This window comes from Paenibacillus sp. J31P316 (genome assembly GCF_056269105.1).
Window position 1 is genome coordinate 396,685 of the sequence record NZ_JBWDNI010000003.1, and the last position, 19,266, is coordinate 415,950.

The following is a 19,266-nucleotide window of genomic DNA, read 5'->3' on the forward strand; positions in this document are numbered from 1 at the left end:
GGCTGTTTGGCATACCGTTTGGCATGCTATGGAATACCGCCAATATTAGCTACCTTTTCACCCTTTTTTTATATTTACGCTTGAACGGGCCTCGTATACGCTATTGGAATGAGACATACATCCACATGAAGAGGTGCTTCCCTTGAGAACGAAATTAACGTATTCGCCGCCGGCTAACGGCTACCCGGAATGGAACAACAATCCGGAGATATTCGAGCTTGGCCGCATGAAAGCACATGCGACATTGATGCCTTTCGACTCCGTGGAGGAAGCGCTTCGCGGCGACCGCTCCGCGTCCCGCAGCTATCGATCCTTGAACGGCATGTGGAAATTCGCATGGGCCGAGAATCCGTCGAAGCGGATCGTCAATTTCTACGAAGACAGCTTCGATCATGCGGGCTGGGACGAAATCACGGTTCCCGCGCACTGGCAGCTGCAAGGATACGATTATCCGCAATATACGAATATCCGCTACCCGTGGGAAGCGTCGGAGGATCTTATTCAGCCGTTCGCGCCGACCAAATACAATCCCGTTGGCTCTTACGTTCGCAGCTTCCAAGTACCGGAGGGCTGGGAAGGGCAACCGGTATTCATCAGTTTCCAGGGCGTTGAATCCGCCTTCTACGTATGGCTGAACGGCGAGCTTGTCGGCTACAGCGAGGATACGTTTACGCCGGCGGAATTCGATCTGACGCCTTACCTGCGCGCGGGCGACAATAAGCTGGCCGTTGAAGTGTACCGCTGGTGCGATGCAAGCTGGCTGGAGGATCAGGATTTCTGGCGGATGAGCGGCATCTTCCGCGACGTCTTCCTGTATACGGCGCCGAAGGCGCATGTGTACGATTTCTTCGCGACGACGGAGCTCGACGCCGATTACCGGCATGCAGAGCTGAAGGTGCGCGCGACGCTTTTAAATTATTTTGAACAACAGCTCGGCACGGTGACCGTGGAGGCTCAGTTATACGACGCGGATCGCAAAGCCGTTCTTTCGCAGCCGATTACCGTGCATGCGGCGATGGGCAACGATACCGGAGAACTGGAAATCGAGGCTTCGGCTCACGTGGAGAACCCGCTGAAATGGAGTGCCGAGCAGCCGAACCTGTACACGCTCGTCATCTCGCTGAAGGACGGGGAAGGCCGTCTTCTGGAAGCGGTCAGCACGCGAGTAGGTTTCCGCACGTTCGAAATCAAGGATAAGCTGATGCTGATCAACGGCAAACGCATCGTCTTCAAAGGCGTCAACCGCCATGAGTTCTCCTGTCATACGGGCCGGGCGCTCGGCTTCGAGGATATGCTGACGGACGTCAAACTGATGAAGGCATACAACATCAACGCGGTGCGGACTTCGCATTATCCGAACCATCCGCTGTGGTACGAGCTCTGCGACGAGTACGGCCTGTACGTCATCGACGAGACGAACCTCGAGACGCACGGCAGCTGGGATTACCATTCGCCGGTTATCGCGCCGAAGACCGTTCCCGGCAGCGATCCCGCTTGGACGGCCAACGTGCTGGACCGCGCGAATTCCATGCTGCAGCGCGACAAGAACCATCCATCGATCGTCATGTGGTCGCTCGGCAACGAGTCGTTCGGCGGGGATAACTTCATCTACATGCACGATTTCCTGCGCGAGGCGGATCCGAGCCGGATCGTCCACTACGAGGGCACGACGATGTGGCGCGCTTCCGAAGCGGCGACGGACGTCGAAAGCCATATGTATACGCGTCCGGCTCAAGTGCAGGAATACGGATTGAACGTGAACTCGCCCAAGCCGTTCATTTTGTGCGAATACAGCCATGCCATGGGTAACTCGGTCGGCGGACTTCACCTCTATACGGAGCTGTTCGACACCGTTCCGCTCGTGCAAGGCGGCTTTATCTGGGACTGGGTTGACCAGGCGATCTGGACGAAGAATGCGGATGGTTTGGAATATATGGCGTACGGCGGCGATTTCGGCGAGCAGCCGCATGACGGCAATTTCTGCGGCAACGGGTTGATCTTCGCGGATCGTTCGGTATCGCCGAAGCTCCTGGAAGTGAAGCAGTGCTATCAGAACGCGTCGGTAACGGCAGTCGATCTGCGCAATGGCGTCGTGAGCCTGCAGAACAAGTATCTCTTTACGGATCTGAATGCCTTCACGCTGCAATGGTCCGTCGCGCTGGACGGTCATGAAGCCGCGAAAGGCAGTCTGGACGTATCGGCGGCGCCTGGCGAGTCGACGGAAGTCGCGATCCCGCTTCCGGAACGCCGGGTAGAAGACGGCGAGGCCGTATTGACTGTCAGCCTGCACACGAAGACGGCTGCACAGTGGGCGGATGCCGGCCATGAAGTGGCTTTCCAGCAGTTCGTGCTTCCTAGTGCGGCGCAAGCAGCAGCTCCTGTCGGCAGCGCTGACCGTCTTCCAGGCAAGTTTGAAGTCGCAGAAGAAGGCGGCAGGCTGATCGTTCGAGGCGAAGGCTTCTCCGCTGCCGTCGATCAGAAGAACGGAAGTCTCGCTTCGTATGTCACAGGCCGCACGGAGCTGCTGAAGGGCGAGCTGGCACCGAACTTCTGGCGTGCGTATACGGACAACGACCGCGGCAGTAAGCATCATGAACGCTGCGCCACCTGGCGTTCCGCCGGTGAAGAGCGTACGCTCCGTTCCCTGAGCTGGGAGACGCTGCCGGACCGCGTGGTCATCCATGCCGACTTCACGCTTCCGACGACGACGGAATCCCGCTGCTCCGTTACGTATGACGTGCTGAGCACGGGCGCGATCGAGGTCGGTCTGCAGCTGAACCCGGGCGAAGATCTTCCCGAAATTCCGGAAATCGGCATGATGCTGACGTTGGACGGTTCCTTCGACCAGTTGGAATGGTACGGCAAAGGGCCGCATGATTCCTACTGGGATCGCCAGCACGGCGCGAAGATCGGCCGCTACTCCGGTACGGTCGCCGAGCAGTTCGTACCGTACCTGCGTCCGCAAGAGTGCGGCAATAAGGTGGCTGTTCGCTCGGCATCGGTCGGCAATGGTCAAGGCGCCTCGCTGCGCTTCACTGGCGAGCCGTTAATCGAGCTTAACGCGCTGCCGTATACGCCGTTTGAGCTGGAAGCACACGATCACGTCTTTAAGCTGCCCGTCAGCGACAAGACGGTCGTGCGCATCAACCATAAGCAAATGGGCGTCGGCGGCGACAACAGCTGGGGTGCGACGGCACATCCGCAATATCTGCTGCATGCGAACCAAATCTATACGTTCCGCTTCACGCTGAACGGTCTGTCCCGATAGTAAACAAGCAAGGAAGCAAATAAGCGCCCCCGCGGGAGGCATACGTCGGTCGTATGCCTGCCTGTCGGAGGCGCATTTTTGATGTTTGCGTTACATGATGGATCTGGCCGCTTGATGCGGTATTCTACCAGGAATGTAACATTTTGGGCAAGAGAGAGGTGACCTGGTACGCTGCATGGCCAGGGCGAGACAGTTCAGGCCCGCACCGACACTCTCATTCCGAGAAATAAGTGCATATATGCATCTATTTCGCTTCATTTCACCTTTAAAAACAAAATTAACTGCAAATATGCAGTTAATTCGGTCCGATTCCCGTCGTCGGACGCGGTTATGTTTGAATTAACTGCACTTTTGCATCTATTTCAAGCCACGCTGTGGCCTAGAGTGGATTTAGCTGCATTTTTGCATCTATTTTCATTTAATTCGGAGGAACTCGCCGAACTTGCCGAACTCGAACTTGACGAACTTACCGAACTTGCCGAACTTGCTTAACCACTCGTGCTCGCCCGCATGCACAGAGTTGCGACCAGTTGCGCACAGGTTGCGGGTGAGGTGTCCATGCGAATCAGTCGCTGAAGGTTGGGGCTAAGGTACGAAGATTAAGTTAGTTGCTTGGGTGCAAACGACATGCCAATGCGAATCGGTCGATGAAGGTCGGGGCTAAGGTACGAAGATTAAGTTAGCTGTTTGGGTGCAAACGAGCTGTCAATGCGAATCAGTCGGTGAAGGTTGGGGCTGAGGGACGAAGGTTAAAGTTAGTTGCCCAAGTGCAGTCGAGGTGCCAATGTTCTGCGGTGAGTGGTTGGGCTGAGGTACGAAGGTTGGCTAGTTGCAGACCGCCGAGACTGACGTGAAGGCCAGACAAAAGAAGGGACGAGGCAGAAGTATCTGCTTCGTCCCTTTACCTGCTTCGTCCCTTTACCTGCTTCGTCCCTTTACCTGCTTCTGTCCCATTATCTACCCTGTCCGTTACCGGCACGGCTCACGCACATCCGCAGCCTTAGTCTATAACGACGTTCTGGCCTTCTTCCAGGCCTTTCACGATCTCGACCTTGTCGTTCGTCTTGAGACCGGTCACGACGTCCACTTCCTTGACGCGGTCGTTCTCCATGATTTCGACGTAATTGCGGCCGAACATCGTCTTCAAGGCCACGCGCGGGATAAGGATGACGTTGTCCCGCTTATCGATGAACAGCTTGATGTCGGCGTAGGTGCCGATCGGCACGGCGGGGCTTGGGGCGTTCAAGGCGATGATGAGCGCCTTGGCATTGCGCCGGTTTACCTCGTCTTTATCGCTCTTCGGCGCGGTCGACGGCGTCTGGATGACGGAGCCCTCGTAGGCTTTGTCGTCGTCCAGCGTGATCGCAACCTCGGTTCCGTCCTTCACGGACTTGATCTTCGTCGCGTCGGTCGCATCATAGACGAAATTGACTTTCGTCGGATCGGATATGACGGCGATAGCTTGATTCGCTTCCACCGGCTCGCCGGGCTTCAGGTCGTTCAAATACGTGACCAGGCCGCTGGCAGGGGCGAACAGCAACGCTTTATTGTATTCTTCCTGAAGCGAATTCAGCTGCAGCTGCTGTGCTTCCAGATCGATTTTGGCCAAACGTACGTTGTCTTCGCCGGCATTCTGCTTAACGGCATCTTGATACCGCAGCGTCGACTGTTCGACGGTCAGCTTCTGCAGCTTGACTCTCATGGGCAGATCGCCGGTTTCCAGCTCTGCGATAGGTGCGCCGGCCTTGATCGTATCGCCTTCGGCGACGTAAAATTTCTTCAGAATTCCGCCGGACTCCGGAAAGGCCACGGTGTTATTGACGTCGGATACAGCCGCGGCCGTCGAGGTCAAGAACAGCTCCATATTGCCTCGGGTGACCGGAGAGGTCGTATGTTCTTCGGTTTTGCTGGTCAGCGTCGGAGGATCCAGCGGCTCTTCTTCGTTAGGCAGGACCGAGCAGCCCGTCAGCACCGACACGGCTAAGCATAGGGCGGCCGCGCGACGCGGCAGGAAACGGCGAACGATGGCATTCGTAGGTTGAACCATGAGGAGGAGTAAGACTCCCTTCGCTATAAGATGGATGAGTGCTTGTACATGCAGGACAAATAGGGAATTATATACAAAGCATAACTTTGGCGAATTATGATGTCAACGTTTTCATTTCTCGGATTCATTCCCATAAATGGAAAAAGAGAGAAGGACGGCGCGCCGCGCTTCTCTCTGTTATGCGATTTCTTGGACAATCCTTATTTGGTTGCTTTCCAGGCGTCGATTTGCTTCTGTTCTTCCGCGATGACGCGGTCTACGCCGGCCGTTTTGAGTTTGGCGATGAATTCGGGAAGCATTTTGTCCGGATCGACCGCGCCGGTTTCCAGCAGCGGCACGTATTGCGACGTAACGGTGCTCAGCTGAGCGATTTCGGTCTTCACCGGCGTCGGGTCGAAGCTGAAGCCGAGGAGCGGCGAAGCTTTTGCCGTTTCGTTGATCTTGATCGTCTCCTCCCAAATGCCGGGCGCTTGGCCTTTACGGTAGAAGCCGTTGAATTGATTGCCGAATTCCCAATCCGAATTGGGATCATAGCCGCCTTCTTTGATGACGTCGACCGTATTATCGTCCACTTTGGTATAGTGCTTGCCTTCGATCCCGTGCGCCAGAATATTGTAGAGCTCTTTGTCGCTGAACAGCAGGTCAAGGAACATGACGGCGCGCTCGGGGTTTTTGGACGTCTTGCTGACGCCGGTCATGGTCGAGATAATGGAGCTCGTAAGCAGATACGGCTCGGACAGCTTCACGTCGACGACTTGCTTGCCGCCGAGCGCGCCGGTCATTTCGACTTCGCCGCCCGGTTTGACGTTGCCTTCGAGAACGACTACGGGTTTGCCGGCTTTCCGGTCGCCGGACGTATCCGCCAGCGTCGCCGCATCCTTGCGGACGTAGCCTTTTTGGAACCAGCCGCGCATCGTTGTCAGGTATTCTTTGTAGGCCGTCGTCTCGAACTGGTTCAAGACTTTCAGCGAGTCATCCTGCAGGCCGACGAAGCCCGGAATGCCGTTTCCGGCGATGTTGTCGAAGCCGTTGGCCACGCTGAAGCTGCCGAAACGTCCGCCCTTGTCGTTCTCGAGCGGCACGAGCCCCGGCTCGTTGGCCTTCACGCTGGCGAGCAGCGGCTCGATGTCCGCGTACTTCTTGACGGAAGCCACATCGAAGCCGTATTTGTCCGCGATGTCTTTCTGAATCCCGTAGCCGTTCGTGCTTGCCCAGATCTGATAGTTCGGCACCGCGAAGATGCTGCCTTTGACCTTAACGGCGTTCCAGCCCAGCTCCGGGATCGTTTTCATGATGTTCGGCGCGTATTTCGGAAGCAGGTCGTCAAGCGCAAGGAACGCGCCTTTGTTGACGTTCGTGTAATAATTATTGGCCCAGCTGGACGTGAAGGCCAAGTCATAACGCTCGCCGGACGCATTGACGAGCTGCATTTTTTGATCGTAGTTGCCCCAATCGATTGCTTTCAGATGAATCGTGGCATTGATTTTTTCTTTCAGGATTTTGTTCATGGCCTCTTCGACCGAAGCGACGTCAGCCTGCGGCGTGCCGTCGAAATACCACGTCAATTCGACGGGATCCAGCTTGCCCTCGCCTGCATTCGCCGTGCCGCTCGCATTGGATGGAGCCGCATTGCCGCCGTTGTTCTCGTTCTCATTCTTAGAACCGCATCCCGCCAAGACGCTTGTCATCAACAATCCGACCGCAATGGCGGCGCTGGTCGCTTTCAACGTTTTTTTCTGCATGAAGATGTAAACCCTCCCTGATGAATTAGTTCTATTGTAACGGCTTTTGCCTGAAACAATCCGATTTGAAAAAATCTGCCTGCTTGAATCAGCCTTTAACCGCGCCGACCGTCAAGCCTTTGACGAAATACTTCTGGAAGAACGGGAAGACGAACAGGATCGGACCGGCCGCCATGACCGCAATGGCCATGCGCGCGGTTTCGTTCGGCATCGCCGTCACGTCGATGCTGATATTGGACGACTGCATCGACGTCGATAGAAACTGGATGTTGTTCATAATCCTGTACAGCATATACTGCAGCGGGATCAGATTCTGGTTATCGATAAACAGCATCGCCAGCCACCAGTCGTTCCAATAGATGAAGGCGATGAAGAGCGCGACCGTCGCGAGCGCCGGCTTGGCCAGCGGCAGGATGATCTGATAGAAAATTCTCCATTCTCCCGCTCCGTCGATTTTGGCCGACTCGATGAGCGCGGGGGGAATGTCGGACAGGAAGCCTTTCATCAGAAGCACATGCCATGGCATGATGACATAAGGAAGAATGAGCACGAGCAGCGAATCGTCGATCTGCAGATAACGCTTGATCAAGATGTACCACGGTACCAGACCGCCGCTGAACAGCATCGTGAAGAAGACGATGAACGATAAGGAATTGGCGCCGCCGAAATCTTTGCGGGACAGCGTGTAAGCCAGCTTCGTCGTGATCAGCAGGCTGGCGATCGTACCGATGACCGTAACGCTTATGGAGACCATATACCCGCTTACCAGCTGCTTCGGACTCTGCAAGAGAAAGTGATACGCGTGCGTCGTAATATGCTTCGGAATCAGCTTATAACCGTAGTTGGCGATATCCGTTTCGTTCGACAGCGAGATGGACACGATGTAGAGAAACGGAATGACGCAGAAGATGGAGAAGACGGTGAACCAGGCGAGCGTAAGCCATTTTCCCCAAGGTCGTTTAGATGCGGAACTCATAGATGCTGCCCTCCTTCTTCGGATTAGAAAATCGCGTTATCCTTATTGAATTTGCGCACGAGAGCGTTGACGCCCACGACGAGCAGGAAGCCGACGAGCGCTTGATAGAGGCCTACCGCGGATGCCATGCCGATGTCGCCGGATACGCGAAGGGCGCGGAATACGTACGTATCGATGACGTCCGTCGTCTGATAGAGCGCGCCGGAATCGGCCGTCAGGAAGTAGAACATGCCGAAGTCGGAGTAGAAGATCTTGCCGACCTGCAGCAGCGTGATCAGCGTGATCAGCGAAGTCAGCAGCGGGAGCGAAATCCTCGTCATCTGCTGCCATTTGTTCGCGCCGTCGATCGATGCCGCTTCATAATAGCTCTTGTCGATGCCGAGCAGGCCGGTGTAAAAGATGAGCGTGGAATAACCGATGTTCTTCCACAGGAAAGCCAGGCTCAGAATGTACGGCCAGAACTTGGATTCCAGGTACCAGTTCACATCGTCCAAACCGAACTGCCCGAGCAAGTGGTTGATGACGCCCAATTGCGGGTTAAGCAGGGCGTAGGTGACATAGCTGACGACGACCCAGGACAAGAAGTAGGGGAAGAATAAGGTCGTCTGAAATACCTTCACGGCCTTGCGGCTCAGTCCGACGAGCAGCAGGGCGAAGACCAGCGACAAGACATTCGTAATAATAATGAAGCTGAGGTTGAGCAGAATGGTATTGCGCGTCACTTGGAAGGCTGCATCCGATTGGAAGAAAAACTTGAAGTTTTGCAGACCGACCCATTTACTGCCGAATAGCCCGTCCGAGAAGTTGAAGTCCTTGAAGGCGACAACGACGCCGAGCATGGGCAGATAATAAAACACGATGACGAACAGCAATCCGGGGATCGCCAAACCGATCAAGCCCTTGTTGCGTATCGCGCCTCTCCAGAAATTGTTCCACTTTGCGAAACCCATCGTTCGGTCTCCTTTGCTTGTTTATGTTTGTCCGCTGCTATGTCCTAATGGTAGGCGCCGCGGCAGGACGGTCATAGTGCAAATACGGCCTCGCACTTCCGATTCCACTGTAAAAAAGGGCGCCTACTGTACTTTGTCGGAAAGTACAGTAGGCGCCCCGGTCCGAAAAAGGAGGAGAACCGCTATTTCACGCTTTGTATTTGTTTGATGCTCTTGTTCTGGACATACTCTTTCGGCGTCGCGCCGAATTTCTTCTTGAACAGCTTGTAGAAGTAGCTTTCGTTCTCGATGCCGATCTTGAGCAGAATTTCCTTGATGCTGAGCGAGGTATTCTCCAGCCATTCGACGGCCTTGTTCAGGCGCAGCTCGTTCAAGTAGTCCGCGACCGACATATTCATCCGGGTGCTGAACAGCTTGCTGACGGATTTGGAGGAGAGGTTCAGCTTGTCGGCTATCATGGCGAGGCACAGCGCCGGATTCGCATAATCCACCTCGATCAGCTCCTTGACGGCATCCACGAGAATCGCTTGCTTCTCGTTCTCGAGGTTCTCGGTCTTGGAGAAAATGTCGCGGACGAGCATCGTCATGTCTTCCTTCAGCTCCTGCAGCGTCTCCGCCTCGAACAGCCTGGTGGTCAACAGGTTGAAATTCACGCGAACGGGCTCCACTTTGCTGCGGCTCAGTCCGTCGACGGTGGATTTCAGCGCATTGATCAAGCTCATGACCGACAGAAGCGCATTGTTATAGCTCAGGGCGTGAATCTCGCCGAAGAGACGATCCAGCGCTTCCTCCGACGTCGACAGGCTGCCGCTTCTGAGCGCCTCGACGAGCTTCTTCTCGAGCGCGGCGGAGTAGCCCATATGGACGTTTTCTTCGTGGCCGCGGATCGTCTCGCCCGTCAGAATCGAAGATTTGCCGTACAGCAATCGGTAAGCCATCTGATTCAGCGCTTCGAAATGACGCTCGGCCAATTCGGCGTATTCGGCGGTCGGACCGCTGATCGATACCGAGACGGTTACGCGGTAGTAGGTCTGAATGTAATGCTGCGCCTGCTTCCAGCGATCGATCAGTGCGGCGGGATCGTTCGTGTTGATGATGAAGGACAGATAGTCATTCTTCATCTCTACGGTCTCGCACGGATAGCCGAGACATTCGGAGGCGATGTTCGTAATGCCGAAGCTGCACAAAGCTTGATCGAACAGGCTGAACTTCTGCCGGAACAGCGCGTAGTCGTCGATCTTGACGACGCAGACGATCAGGGGCTCGCCCGGATTCAGCCGAACGGAATAGGTGTCCAGCGCTTGGTCGAATTCATTGCCGCTGATAGACGCGCTGTCGACGAGCAGCCTGCGGAGGAAAAAGGCTTTGAGCGCTTCGTTCTCCGAACTGCGCTTCAGCCGGTATTCCTGGATCCGCTCGAAGGAATGCTGGAATGTCTGATTCAGGTAGGAGAACTCGTCTTCTCCTTGGCCTGAGTACGGTTTGTCGGCGAGCGAGACCTGATTCACGAGCCTGCGGATCGGACGATAGATCGTGCGCGACAGCAGGACGGTGATGAGGAACGCGATCAGCAGGAAAGCCGCGGTGAGCAGGACGAACGTCGTCTTCAGCCGCTCGACCTTTTGGAATACTTCGTCGTACAGCTGCGCCTTGACTAGCGTCCAGTCCATTTTCTCGACGTTCGTGAACGTGACGAGATACTTCTTGCCGTCTACCTTCGCGATGTAGTAACCGGTATCTTGCGCTTCGCTGTCCGGCTGATCGGCATGGAACTTCTCGTAGGCGGTTCTCAGCTTGGCGAGAAACGGATCCGGGTTATCGATGTCTTCGCCCAGGATGTCGCGTTTCTCATCGAGAATCATGACCTTGTCCTGTTTCTCCTTGTCGATGGCATTGATGTTCGCGATGTTCTCCAGCAGCCAGGTCGTATTGGCGTTCACGATCAGCGCTCCGGCCGGCTTGTCGCCTTGGTCCTTGAATTCGTACATGAAGTAGCTGACGACGTTCTCGGTGCGCTTCTTATCGCCGGACGTATAATCGACCCGCCGCGGGACGGGCTTCAAGATCGGGAGCTCCCCGCCGGATTGGAAGAGCTTATCCAGGCTGGTATCCTTGAACATCAGCTCGTCGAGCGTCGTATAGTAGCTTTTGGAGGCGCTGTTATAGATATAGACGGAACGGATGAACGGATTCGTATTGACGATGCTTGACCGCAGGGTGTTAATCGATTTATAGAGATCGGAGAACTCAACGTCCTTGTTGTACATAATGGCCCGTACATCGGGATTGTTGTAGATGGAGAACACGGAATTCAGAATCATGTCGTCCATGGAATCGATATTGTATTTGACTTGCATCAATATTTTCTTGTTCGCTTGATATTCATTGCCGAGCACGGCTTGTCCGGAATTGTAGTAGGCAATAATGCCGAACGACGTTAAAGGGAGCAGCATGGCAAGCGAAATCCATTTATACATATCGCGCAGAAATTTACGTTGCTTGCTGGGCCGCGGAGCGGGCTGTTTGCGTTGCAGGAAGCTCATGCTGATCATCACCTTCAATGAATTTGGACCTGTCTATTATATGACAGAATGCCGGCATACAACTATGGAGATGTAGAAAAATGTCGAACGAACGAGAAGATCGCGCGTCGGAACGAGGATCGGTTCTCTGCCGGCCGGCGACTTTCGGGCGCAAAATCGCAATTGTCACCCCCGTTGGCCTGTGCTATGGTTGCTAGGACGCATCAAATCGGAACGTCAAACTAGCATAGGCATCAGGGAAAGGTGGTTGGAAGGTTGTCAACGGCTACGGCACGTACGGCCGTATTGCGGACAGGAACGGTATACGCCATCCTGTTCGCGATCAGCTCCGTACATTTATTGAACGACACCATGCAGGCGGTCGTTACGGCGTTGTTTCCCGTGTTCAAGGATTCGCTTCATCTCAGTTACGGGCAGATGGGTTGGATCGCGTTCACCCTCAACATGACGTCCTCCGTCATGCAGCCGGTCGTCGGTTACTTCTCCGACAAGCGTCCGATGCCATGGATGCTGCCCATCGGCATGGGGCTCAGTCTGCTCGGCATGGCCGGACTCGCGTTTGCGCCGAGCTTCTTGTACGTGCTGCTGGCGGTCGTGTTCGTCGGTCTCGGCTCCGCGATCTTCCATCCGGAAGGCTCCAGGGTCGTCTTCTTCGCAGCCGGCGGCCGCCGCGGACTGGCGCAGTCCATCTATCAGGTCGGCGGCAACACGGGCAGCTCGTTGGCGCCGCTCATGACGATCTTTATCTTCCTCCCGCTCGGCCAGCCCGGCGCGATCTGGGGCACGCTGCTGGCCGCGGCCGCAATCGCGGTGCTGCTGCGCGTCGTCCCGTGGTACCGGACGCAGCTGAACGAGCACGGCAAGCCGATCAAGAAGGGGAAGGCCGGCGGCGCTGCCGCTGCCAAGCCCCTAACGCGGAGAACCATCGCATTCGCGATGACGCTGCTCGTATTGATCGTATTCGCGAGATCATGGTACATGAGCGGCATCTCGAACTTCTATAACTTCTTCGCGGAAGAGAAGTACGGGTTGTCGGTTCGGGCGGCGCAGGTGCCGATCTTCCTGTTCATGGCGGCCGGCGTGATCGGTACGTTCTTGGGCGGCGTGCTTGCGGACCGGTTCGGACGCAAACGGATGATCGTGTTCTCCATCGGCGGCGCGGCGCCGTTCGCGCTGCTGCTGCCGCATGTGGCGCTCGGCTGGGTCTATCCCGTCAGCTTCGTGCTCGGCCTCATTATCATGTCGGGCTTCTCCGTCAGCGTCGTCTACGCGCAGGAATTGATTCCGAACAAGGTAGGCATGGCATCCGGACTCATTACGGGCTTCGCCTTCGGAATGGGCGCGCTCGGCGCTATCGTGCTTGGGCATCTGGCGGAAGCGTGGGGACTGACTAAAGTAATGAACTATTCCAGTTTCCTGTCACTGCTCGGGCTGCTGGCCATCTTGCTGCCGCCGGACCGGCGGGAGACGGCTTAGGCTGAGGCGCGGGAAGTACGGGGTTTATGTGAATGAATGAACGAATGAATGAACGAATGAATGAAGAGACCTCGATTGCCGCCGGTAGCGGGAACGAGGTCTCTTTTTGTGCACTGCTGCGGCAGCTTGCGCGATTTTCATGAAGGGCGATGAAGTTTCGTGCAACTTAAAACCGTCTTTTGCGTCTAAGTACGGGCATATAGTAAAAATTTAACAATGGGAGGCGGTTGCGATTAAGAAGCTGCTGTTATGGACGCGCATTTCTCCCTTGCTCGCTGATGATAACAGGCGCAGCTGCTAGAGTTAGTTCCGGAGTAACGCGATCAGTTCCGCGCACAAGCTTTCACTGTAACCGAGGGTTTTGGAGAGAAGCCCCTTGATCAATCATAAGGAGGAAGCAGCACTGAAAAAATTATTCATCGTCATGTTCATAGGCGCGCTGCTCTTTCTAGGCGGAACATTTCTAGGCGCGCGCTATTACTTTGTTCAAATCGCGGATCGCGATCAATTTTATGGAGATCCCAGCACCGTGCCTCTGTTTATCTATACCTTTATTTCCGGAGTAGGCCTTATGGTTGCTGCAGCTTCATTCATCGTATACATCATGCGTCTGAGGAAATAATCAAATGCGAATTGCTTAGGCTAACGGAACGCTAGAAAATGCATCTAGGAGCAGCTGCAGCGCAGCTTGCTCCTTTTTGTCCTTGAAGTACGGCGGCTTTGGCGATCATTCGCATAGTCCTCGTCATGATATAATGGCTAATAGCCGAACAATCAGGACAGGAGATGTGCGAAATGACGGATCGTTATCCTATACTCGTCGTCGAGGATGACGACGATATCAACCGCCTGCTGTGCAGCGTGCTGCGCACGGCCGGATATGAGCCCCAGCCGGCGTATTCGGGCACGGAGGCGCAGCTCTATCTGGCTCAACGGGAATGGGCGATGGTGCTCCTCGACCTGATGCTGCCGGGCAAGCGCGGCGAGGAGCTGCTCGAGGAAATCGGCGGGCGGTACGGATTCCCCGTCATTGTCATCACCGCCCAAAGCGAGCGCGAACCGAAGATCGCGGCGCTCAAGACGGGGGCAGACGACTACATTACCAAGCCGTTCGATCTGGAAGAGGTGTCCGCCCGCATCGATTCCGTGCTCCGGCGATATCGCAGGCTGCCGCAGGCGCAGAGCCCGAAGCTGCTGCTTCACAAAGATATCGCGCTCGATCCCGAGGCGAAGACCGTGGTCGCGGGAGACGTCGATCTAGCGCTGACGGCGCGCGAGTACGAGATCCTGGCGCTGTTGATGTCTTCGCCGAAGAAGCTGTTCACGAAGGCGAACCTGTTCGAGAGCGTGTGGGGCGAGGAGTTTCCCGGAGGCGGGGAGAACGTCGTCAACGTGCACATGAGCAATTTGCGGAACAAGCTGGCGAAGGCCAACCCGAAGGAAGAATACATCGAGACGATCTGGGGCATGGGGTACCGGATCAAAACTTAAGTCATTCTTATGAATTGTCTTTACGGAGTCTTATGAGTCAGCCTCTATACTGAAGACATGAACAGGAGGCTGAAGCGCTAATGAACGAATACGTGCTGCGCACGCAGCAATTGACCAAACGGTACAAAAGCCAAGCGGCGCTCGATCGCGTGGACATGACGGTCCGAAAGGGAACGATCTACGGCTTCATCGGGCAAAACGGAGCGGGCAAGTCGACGCTCATGAAGCTGGTGACGGGGCTTGCGTTCCCGACGTCCGGCTCGATCGAACTGTTCGGCGCTACCGGAGGCGCGGAGCTCAATCTGGCGCGCAAACGCATGGGCGTCGCGATCGAGAATCCGGCGCTCTATCCGCAGCTCACCGCCGCGGAAAATCTCGAGGCGCATCGCCTCCAGCAGGGCATACCCGGCAAGGAAAGCCTGAAGCGCACCTTGGAGCTGATCGGTCTCTCGGGGACGGGCAGGAAGAAAGCGAAAAATTTCTCCCTCGGCATGAAGCAGCGCCTGGCCCTCGGCGTCGCGCTGCTCGGACAGCCGGAATTTCTCATCCTCGACGAACCGACCAACGGACTCGACCCGATGGGGGTCGTCGAGATGCGCGAGCTGCTGACGAGGCTAAACCGGGAGATGGGCATCACCATTCTCATCTCCAGCCATATTCTAAGCGAGCTCCATCTGCTCGCTACGCACTACGGCATCATTCACAAGGGGAAACTGCTGGAACAGCTGACGAGCCGGGAGCTGCAGGAGCGATGCAGGCAGTTTATCCACATCAAGGTCAACCTGCCCGAACGGGCTGCGGCCGTGCTCGAGCGAGAGCTGGCGACGACGGAATTCGAAGTGACGGCGGACGGCGTCATTCGGCTCTACGCGCATCTGGACCGTCCGGCCGACGTGTCCTCGGCGCTGGTCGCCGGCGGACTGGCGCTGGAGCAGTTCATGCCGATGGGCGAGGACCTGGAGAGCTACTTCGCCTCCCGGATCGGAGGTGGCGAGCATGCTTAATTTGCTGCGCTCCGAATGGTACAAGCTGTGCCGCAACCGTTCGTTCTGGCTGCTGTCGGCGCTTTTGTTCGTGTCCGCCGTCGCCTATGTCCTGCTGAATTACTACGACGATCCGGATGACGGCGGAGCGCTGATCGGGATGTCGGGGCTTGACTTGTTCGCCTCTTCGATGGGCGCCAATAACTATATCATCAAGATCGGGCTTAGCGTCCTGGCGGGCTTCTTCATATCGAGCGAATACAGCACGGGAACGATCAAGCGCGCAGTCGCATCCGGCTACAGCCGCAACAAGTTCATCATGGCCAAGCTGCTTGTGTTCATTGTCGGCTCCATGCTGACGGCACTCGTATTTCCGGTCGTGAATGTCATTCTTGGCTCCGTGCTGTTCGGTATGGGCGACCTTCCTGGGGGTGTGTCCGGGATGGGGTATATTCTAAAATCCTTCGTATTAACGCTCTCGCTTACCGGTGCCTTCGCCGCAGTGACCGGGGCGATCGCGACGGTGCTGACGGACAGCGGCAAGACGATCGGGACCGTGTTCGTGCTTTACTTTTTCGCGGACGGTCTGTATAACATGACCGGCAAATTCTTGCCGTTCGTCAATACGCTTTACGACTATTCCATCTTTAATCTGATCAATCATTATGCCGATCCGGATATGAGCGGATCCGACTTCGCGCAATCCGTCTATATCTCGTTGTTGGTCGCCATCGCGTTCGTAGGGATCGGAATCGCCGTATTCAGGCGCAAAGAAATCAAATAGGGAATCAAATAAGGAATCAAACAAGAAGGAGGGACAGCACGTGCCGATCGCTATCGCAGCCTTGTCCGTCGCGGCGGCAGCGTTCTGTCTGCTCTGCCTGATCTTGGTCAGAAGAGAGGTCCGCGGCCTCACGCGGCAGCTGCGCCGCTACAACGACGGGGAGTCCTCCGCGAAAGTGACGCTCGGTATGCCGAACCGCCGCCTGGAGGCGCTTGCCGCGGAGATTAACCGCCATACGGATCTGATTATTAAAGCGAACGCGGAACAGAAGCGTACCGAGAACGAGCTTCGCCAAGCCGTCGCCAACATCTCGCACGATCTGCGCACGCCGCTGACGTCTATCTCGGGCTATATCCAGCTGCTCGATTCGAACGGCTTGACGGAGGACGAGCGCCGGGAAGCCATCGGCGTAATCCGCAAGCGCACGACTCGGCTCCATGCGTTGTTGAACGATTTTTACGAGCTGTCGATGATCGATTCGACCGACTACGCATTGAAGCCGAGGCGGCTGCGGCTGGATAAGTTGATTCCCGAGATTATGATGGGCTTCTACGATCAAATGAAGGAGAGAGGACTCGAGCCGGCCTTCGAGCTCACGGACAACCCCGCGGAGGTATGGGCGGACGAATCCGCCGTGCGGAGAATCGTCGAGAATCTCGTCGTGAACGCGATTCGTCATGCATCCGGGACGCTGAATATCGGTCTCGCCGTGCGTGAGGGAACGGTCGTCTTCACCATGGCGAATGCCGCTCCGAACCTTCGCGGCTCGGACCTCGAGCTGCTGTTCAATCGCTTCTATATGGCCGATGCGTCCCGGTCCGGGCTCAGTTCCGGACTCGGCTTGTCCATCGCCCGAGGTTTGATGGCGAGGATGGACGGAAGTTTGTATGCCTCCATGCAGGGAGACGTGCTCAATCTGCAATGCGTGTGGAAATTGCACAAATCGGAGCCGGACGTCCGGCTTTGAGCCGAGCTGCCGAATCGTCTTCTCCCAATAAAAACAGCAGCCGTCGCGGACCCGATTTACTCGTCCGCGGAGGCTGCTTGTTTTCGTGAAGATGTCTTAATCATCCATCCGCGTAATGCCGAAGGCCTACGGCGCTCGTTCGTAATAAAGGATGGCCTACTGTTCCTTGCTCTTCGCTGAAGGTCGTTACGTCATCGCATACGCGGCTCCGCTGAAAGTAACGGGTCCTTGAATATCTACTGATCCCGAGTTTAAGATCGTTAGCCGGCACGCATAGACATGGAACCCGGCAGGCGCGTCGAAATCAACGCCCGAGGTCGTGATCAGATGCAACGATTCTACCTCGAAATTGATTACGCCCTCCAAATCAAGCCTGCCTGTCCAGATTACGCCGCCATCCCGCAGAAATTCGATCGCGATCGTCAATACATCGTTTTGCGGATGGTCAAGCCCGACGGTGATGCTTAATTCCACGCGATTCGGCGGACCGCTCGTTAGAAATAATCCGATATCCGCCAATAGAATTTGGCCGTCCGGGGTGCTGACCGTTACCGGTAACGGAATGTCGCCGGGCAGTATGCCGCCCGGCCCTCCGTTGCTAGGCTGGCTGACCTTATAATCAAGAAGTATAGCCGGCATTCTATCACATCCTTCGATAGGTAATCTAATAGTAACCTATGCTCAAGGTTGTCCCGTAGTAACGGATAAGCGCATAGCTAAAGCAATAAAAGCGATCAAACGATGGCGTATGATCGGAATTTCATTCATCCTCAGCTTGGCTGCCTAAAAGCCCTGACCAGATTAATCGCTAAGGATAGCACGTTCATGAGCGGAATCCGCTTCACGTGATTCCACTTCCAGGCCTCCTGATCGATTCGATGAAACGCCCATTTTTGCAGCCTCGCTTGTTCTTCGTAGAAAAAAGGGTGATCCAGCATTTGCTTCACTTTCCTTTCGTTATGCTTTTGCTTTTCTCCAGTGTAAAAAAAGAAGTATGACAGCTGAGTGTCATACTTCTTCGTATCGGGCTAACATTTTTTCGATTTTCGATTTCATCCGGCGTCTTAGCGATAGCGGTTCGAGCACGAACGCATCCTCGCCGAAGCCGAGCAGCTTTTCGATCAGCCAGTCGGTATCGATCGCTTTGACGATGGTCAGCGTAAGCGTGCCGTCTTCATTGAACTGTTTCTCGTCCGCGTGAAATTCGTCCAGCACCCTGGCGAGCGGCCCTGCCTTGAAAAGAATGACGGCATGGTCGATCTGATCCTGCGCATGGCCGCCGGAGAAAAGATCTTCGGCTTGAATGTCGTGATGCCGCTCGAAGAATTCCTGCAGGGCGGCAAGCTCCGACATTCTCGTCAGCTTGAACACCCGGTAGTCGCAGCGCGAGCGGCAGTAGCCGTATAAATACCAGGTGTCGTATTTGAGCACGAGGCTGACGGGTTCGACGACCCGGTTCAGCCGTTCGTCCTTGGCATTCATATAGTGAAAGGAAACAAGCTGTCCGGCGTTAATGGCCGAGCGAAGCACACGGAGAATTTCGTTGTAGGTTCTCCAGCTTCCGAGGTCCATCGTCAGGCTCGGCGTTTTGTTCAGTCGGGTCTGAACGGACTTCAGCCGGTGGATCGTCTGCTTCGCCCGGTCATCTTGAAATACGGCTGCCGTACTGTCGAGAAGGGTAATCAAGGAGGCGATATCGTCGGGCCCGAGCAGGCTTTTGTCCATCTTGTATTCTTTCATGATTCCATAACCGCCGTTCACGCCCTGATAGGATACGACCGGAATGCCTGCCGCGCCGATCGCCTCGATGTCCCTGTAGATCGTCCGTTGCGAGACGCCATAGGTATCCGCCAATTCCGAGGCCGAGACCACCTCGTTATTCAGCAGCTTGTAGGTAAGGGATAGCAACCTCTCCAGCTTCACGAATGAATCACCGCCTCTGATTGTATAGGGAAGATTATACCACCTCTATAAACCGGCAGCCGTCTGGAACGTTATTTTCTCGTCCGCGACGGCTGCTTGTTTACGTGAAGACGCCT

General features: G+C 55.6%; 15 protein-coding genes. 8 read left to right on the top strand and 7 right to left on the bottom strand.

The genetic code is table 11. The features are described 5' to 3' along the window. The first annotated feature begins 142 nt into the window (after positions 1 to 142). Complete coding sequence (lacZ, locus tag AC0YNU_RS12830; protein WP_475756946.1) at positions 143 to 3,268, top strand: beta-galactosidase, LacZ type; 3,126 nt, start codon at positions 143 to 145, stop codon at positions 3,266 to 3,268. 330 nt (positions 3,269 to 3,598) lie between these two features. After that, positions 3,599 to 3,760, top strand: coding sequence for a hypothetical protein (locus AC0YNU_RS12835; protein WP_475756948.1), 162 nt, complete (start codon positions 3,599 to 3,601; stop codon positions 3,758 to 3,760). A 508-nt stretch (positions 3,761 to 4,268) separates the two neighbouring features. Here the strand turns inward: AC0YNU_RS12835 and AC0YNU_RS12840 are convergent. From AC0YNU_RS12840 to AC0YNU_RS12860, 5 genes are all read right to left on the bottom strand, one after another. Beyond that, positions 4,269 to 5,315: an efflux RND transporter periplasmic adaptor subunit gene (locus tag AC0YNU_RS12840; RefSeq protein WP_475756950.1), complete on the bottom strand. Its 1,047-nt coding sequence runs from the start codon at positions 5,313 to 5,315 to the stop codon at positions 4,269 to 4,271. A gap of 200 nt (positions 5,316 to 5,515) precedes the next feature. Continuing rightward, on the bottom strand, positions 5,516 to 7,057 hold the full coding sequence (locus AC0YNU_RS12845; RefSeq protein ID WP_475756952.1) for an ABC transporter substrate-binding protein: 1,542 nt from the start codon (positions 7,055 to 7,057) through the stop codon (positions 5,516 to 5,518). A gap of 88 nt (positions 7,058 to 7,145) precedes the next feature. After that, positions 7,146 to 8,033, bottom strand: coding sequence for a carbohydrate ABC transporter permease (locus AC0YNU_RS12850; protein WP_475756954.1), 888 nt, complete (start codon positions 8,031 to 8,033; stop codon positions 7,146 to 7,148). A gap of 23 nt (positions 8,034 to 8,056) precedes the next feature. Then, positions 8,057 to 8,983 carry an ABC transporter permease gene (locus AC0YNU_RS12855; RefSeq protein ID WP_475756957.1) on the bottom strand — a complete coding sequence of 309 codons (927 nt, stop codon included), beginning with the start codon at positions 8,981 to 8,983 and terminating at the stop codon, positions 8,057 to 8,059. A 182-nt stretch (positions 8,984 to 9,165) separates the two neighbouring features. Further along, positions 9,166 to 11,526, bottom strand: a complete 2,361-nt coding sequence (locus AC0YNU_RS12860; RefSeq protein WP_475756959.1) for a helix-turn-helix domain-containing protein — start codon at positions 11,524 to 11,526, stop codon at positions 9,166 to 9,168. A gap of 255 nt (positions 11,527 to 11,781) precedes the next feature. On the opposite strand from AC0YNU_RS12860, the gene AC0YNU_RS12865 reads away from it, so the two are divergent. The 6 genes from AC0YNU_RS12865 to AC0YNU_RS12890 all read left to right on the top strand — a co-directional run bounded on the left by AC0YNU_RS12865 (position 11,782) and on the right by AC0YNU_RS12890 (position 17,227). Then, positions 11,782 to 13,002, top strand: coding sequence for an MFS transporter (locus AC0YNU_RS12865; protein ID WP_475756961.1), 1,221 nt, complete (start codon positions 11,782 to 11,784; stop codon positions 13,000 to 13,002). Positions 13,003 to 13,378: 376 nt separating this feature from the next. Further along, positions 13,379 to 13,624: a hypothetical protein gene (locus AC0YNU_RS12870; protein ID WP_475756964.1), complete on the top strand. Its 246-nt coding sequence runs from the start codon at positions 13,379 to 13,381 to the stop codon at positions 13,622 to 13,624. 173 nt (positions 13,625 to 13,797) lie between these two features. Beyond that, positions 13,798 to 14,493: a response regulator transcription factor gene (locus AC0YNU_RS12875; RefSeq protein ID WP_475756966.1), complete on the top strand. Its 696-nt coding sequence runs from the start codon at positions 13,798 to 13,800 to the stop codon at positions 14,491 to 14,493. An 80-nt stretch (positions 14,494 to 14,573) separates the two neighbouring features. Then, a complete protein-coding gene (locus AC0YNU_RS12880) occupies positions 14,574 to 15,497 on the top strand; it encodes an ATP-binding cassette domain-containing protein (RefSeq protein ID WP_475756967.1) in 924 nt (307 codons plus the stop codon). Beyond that, a complete protein-coding gene (locus tag AC0YNU_RS12885; RefSeq protein WP_475756969.1) occupies positions 15,490 to 16,260 on the top strand; it encodes an ABC transporter permease in 771 nt (256 codons plus the stop codon). Before AC0YNU_RS12880 ends, AC0YNU_RS12885 begins: the two co-directional genes overlap by 8 nt. A gap of 40 nt (positions 16,261 to 16,300) precedes the next feature. Continuing rightward, positions 16,301 to 17,227 (top strand): sensor histidine kinase, encoded by a 927-nt coding sequence (locus AC0YNU_RS12890; protein ID WP_475756971.1) that lies wholly within the window; start codon positions 16,301 to 16,303, stop codon positions 17,225 to 17,227. Positions 17,228 to 17,413: 186 nt separating this feature from the next. On the opposite strand, the gene AC0YNU_RS12895 is transcribed toward AC0YNU_RS12890, so the two are convergent. Together AC0YNU_RS12895 and AC0YNU_RS12900 are read right to left on the bottom strand one after the other, a co-directional pair. After that, positions 17,414 to 17,866, bottom strand: coding sequence for a hypothetical protein (locus tag AC0YNU_RS12895; protein WP_475756973.1), 453 nt, complete (start codon positions 17,864 to 17,866; stop codon positions 17,414 to 17,416). 369 nt (positions 17,867 to 18,235) lie between these two features. Continuing rightward, positions 18,236 to 19,150 (bottom strand): helix-turn-helix transcriptional regulator, encoded by a 915-nt coding sequence (locus AC0YNU_RS12900; RefSeq protein WP_475756975.1) that lies wholly within the window; start codon positions 19,148 to 19,150, stop codon positions 18,236 to 18,238. Positions 19,151 to 19,266: the final 116 nt, after the last annotated feature.

Bases quoted from the DNA above. Each gene is read 5' to 3' on its own strand.
- AC0YNU_RS12835 (WP_475756948.1), top strand. From the start codon at position 3,599: ATGTTTGAATTAACTGCACTTTTGCATCTATTTCAAGCCACGCTGTGG.
- AC0YNU_RS12840 (WP_475756950.1), bottom strand. From the start codon at position 5,315: ATGGTTCAACCTACGAATGCCATCGTTCGCCGTTTCCTGCCGCGTCGC.
- AC0YNU_RS12845 (WP_475756952.1), bottom strand. From the start codon at position 7,057: ATGCAGAAAAAAACGTTGAAAGCGACCAGCGCCGCCATTGCGGTCGGA.
- AC0YNU_RS12850 (WP_475756954.1), bottom strand. From the start codon at position 8,033: ATGAGTTCCGCATCTAAACGACCTTGGGGAAAATGGCTTACGCTCGCC.
- AC0YNU_RS12855 (WP_475756957.1), bottom strand. From the start codon at position 8,983: ATGGGTTTCGCAAAGTGGAACAATTTCTGGAGAGGCGCGATACGCAAC.
- AC0YNU_RS12860 (WP_475756959.1), bottom strand. From the start codon at position 11,526: ATGAGCTTCCTGCAACGCAAACAGCCCGCTCCGCGGCCCAGCAAGCAA.
- AC0YNU_RS12875 (WP_475756966.1), top strand. From the start codon at position 13,798: ATGACGGATCGTTATCCTATACTCGTCGTCGAGGATGACGACGATATC.
- AC0YNU_RS12880 (WP_475756967.1), top strand. From the start codon at position 14,574: ATGAACGAATACGTGCTGCGCACGCAGCAATTGACCAAACGGTACAAA.
- AC0YNU_RS12885 (WP_475756969.1), top strand. From the start codon at position 15,490: ATGCTTAATTTGCTGCGCTCCGAATGGTACAAGCTGTGCCGCAACCGT.
- AC0YNU_RS12895 (WP_475756973.1), bottom strand. From the start codon at position 17,866: ATGCCGGCTATACTTCTTGATTATAAGGTCAGCCAGCCTAGCAACGGA.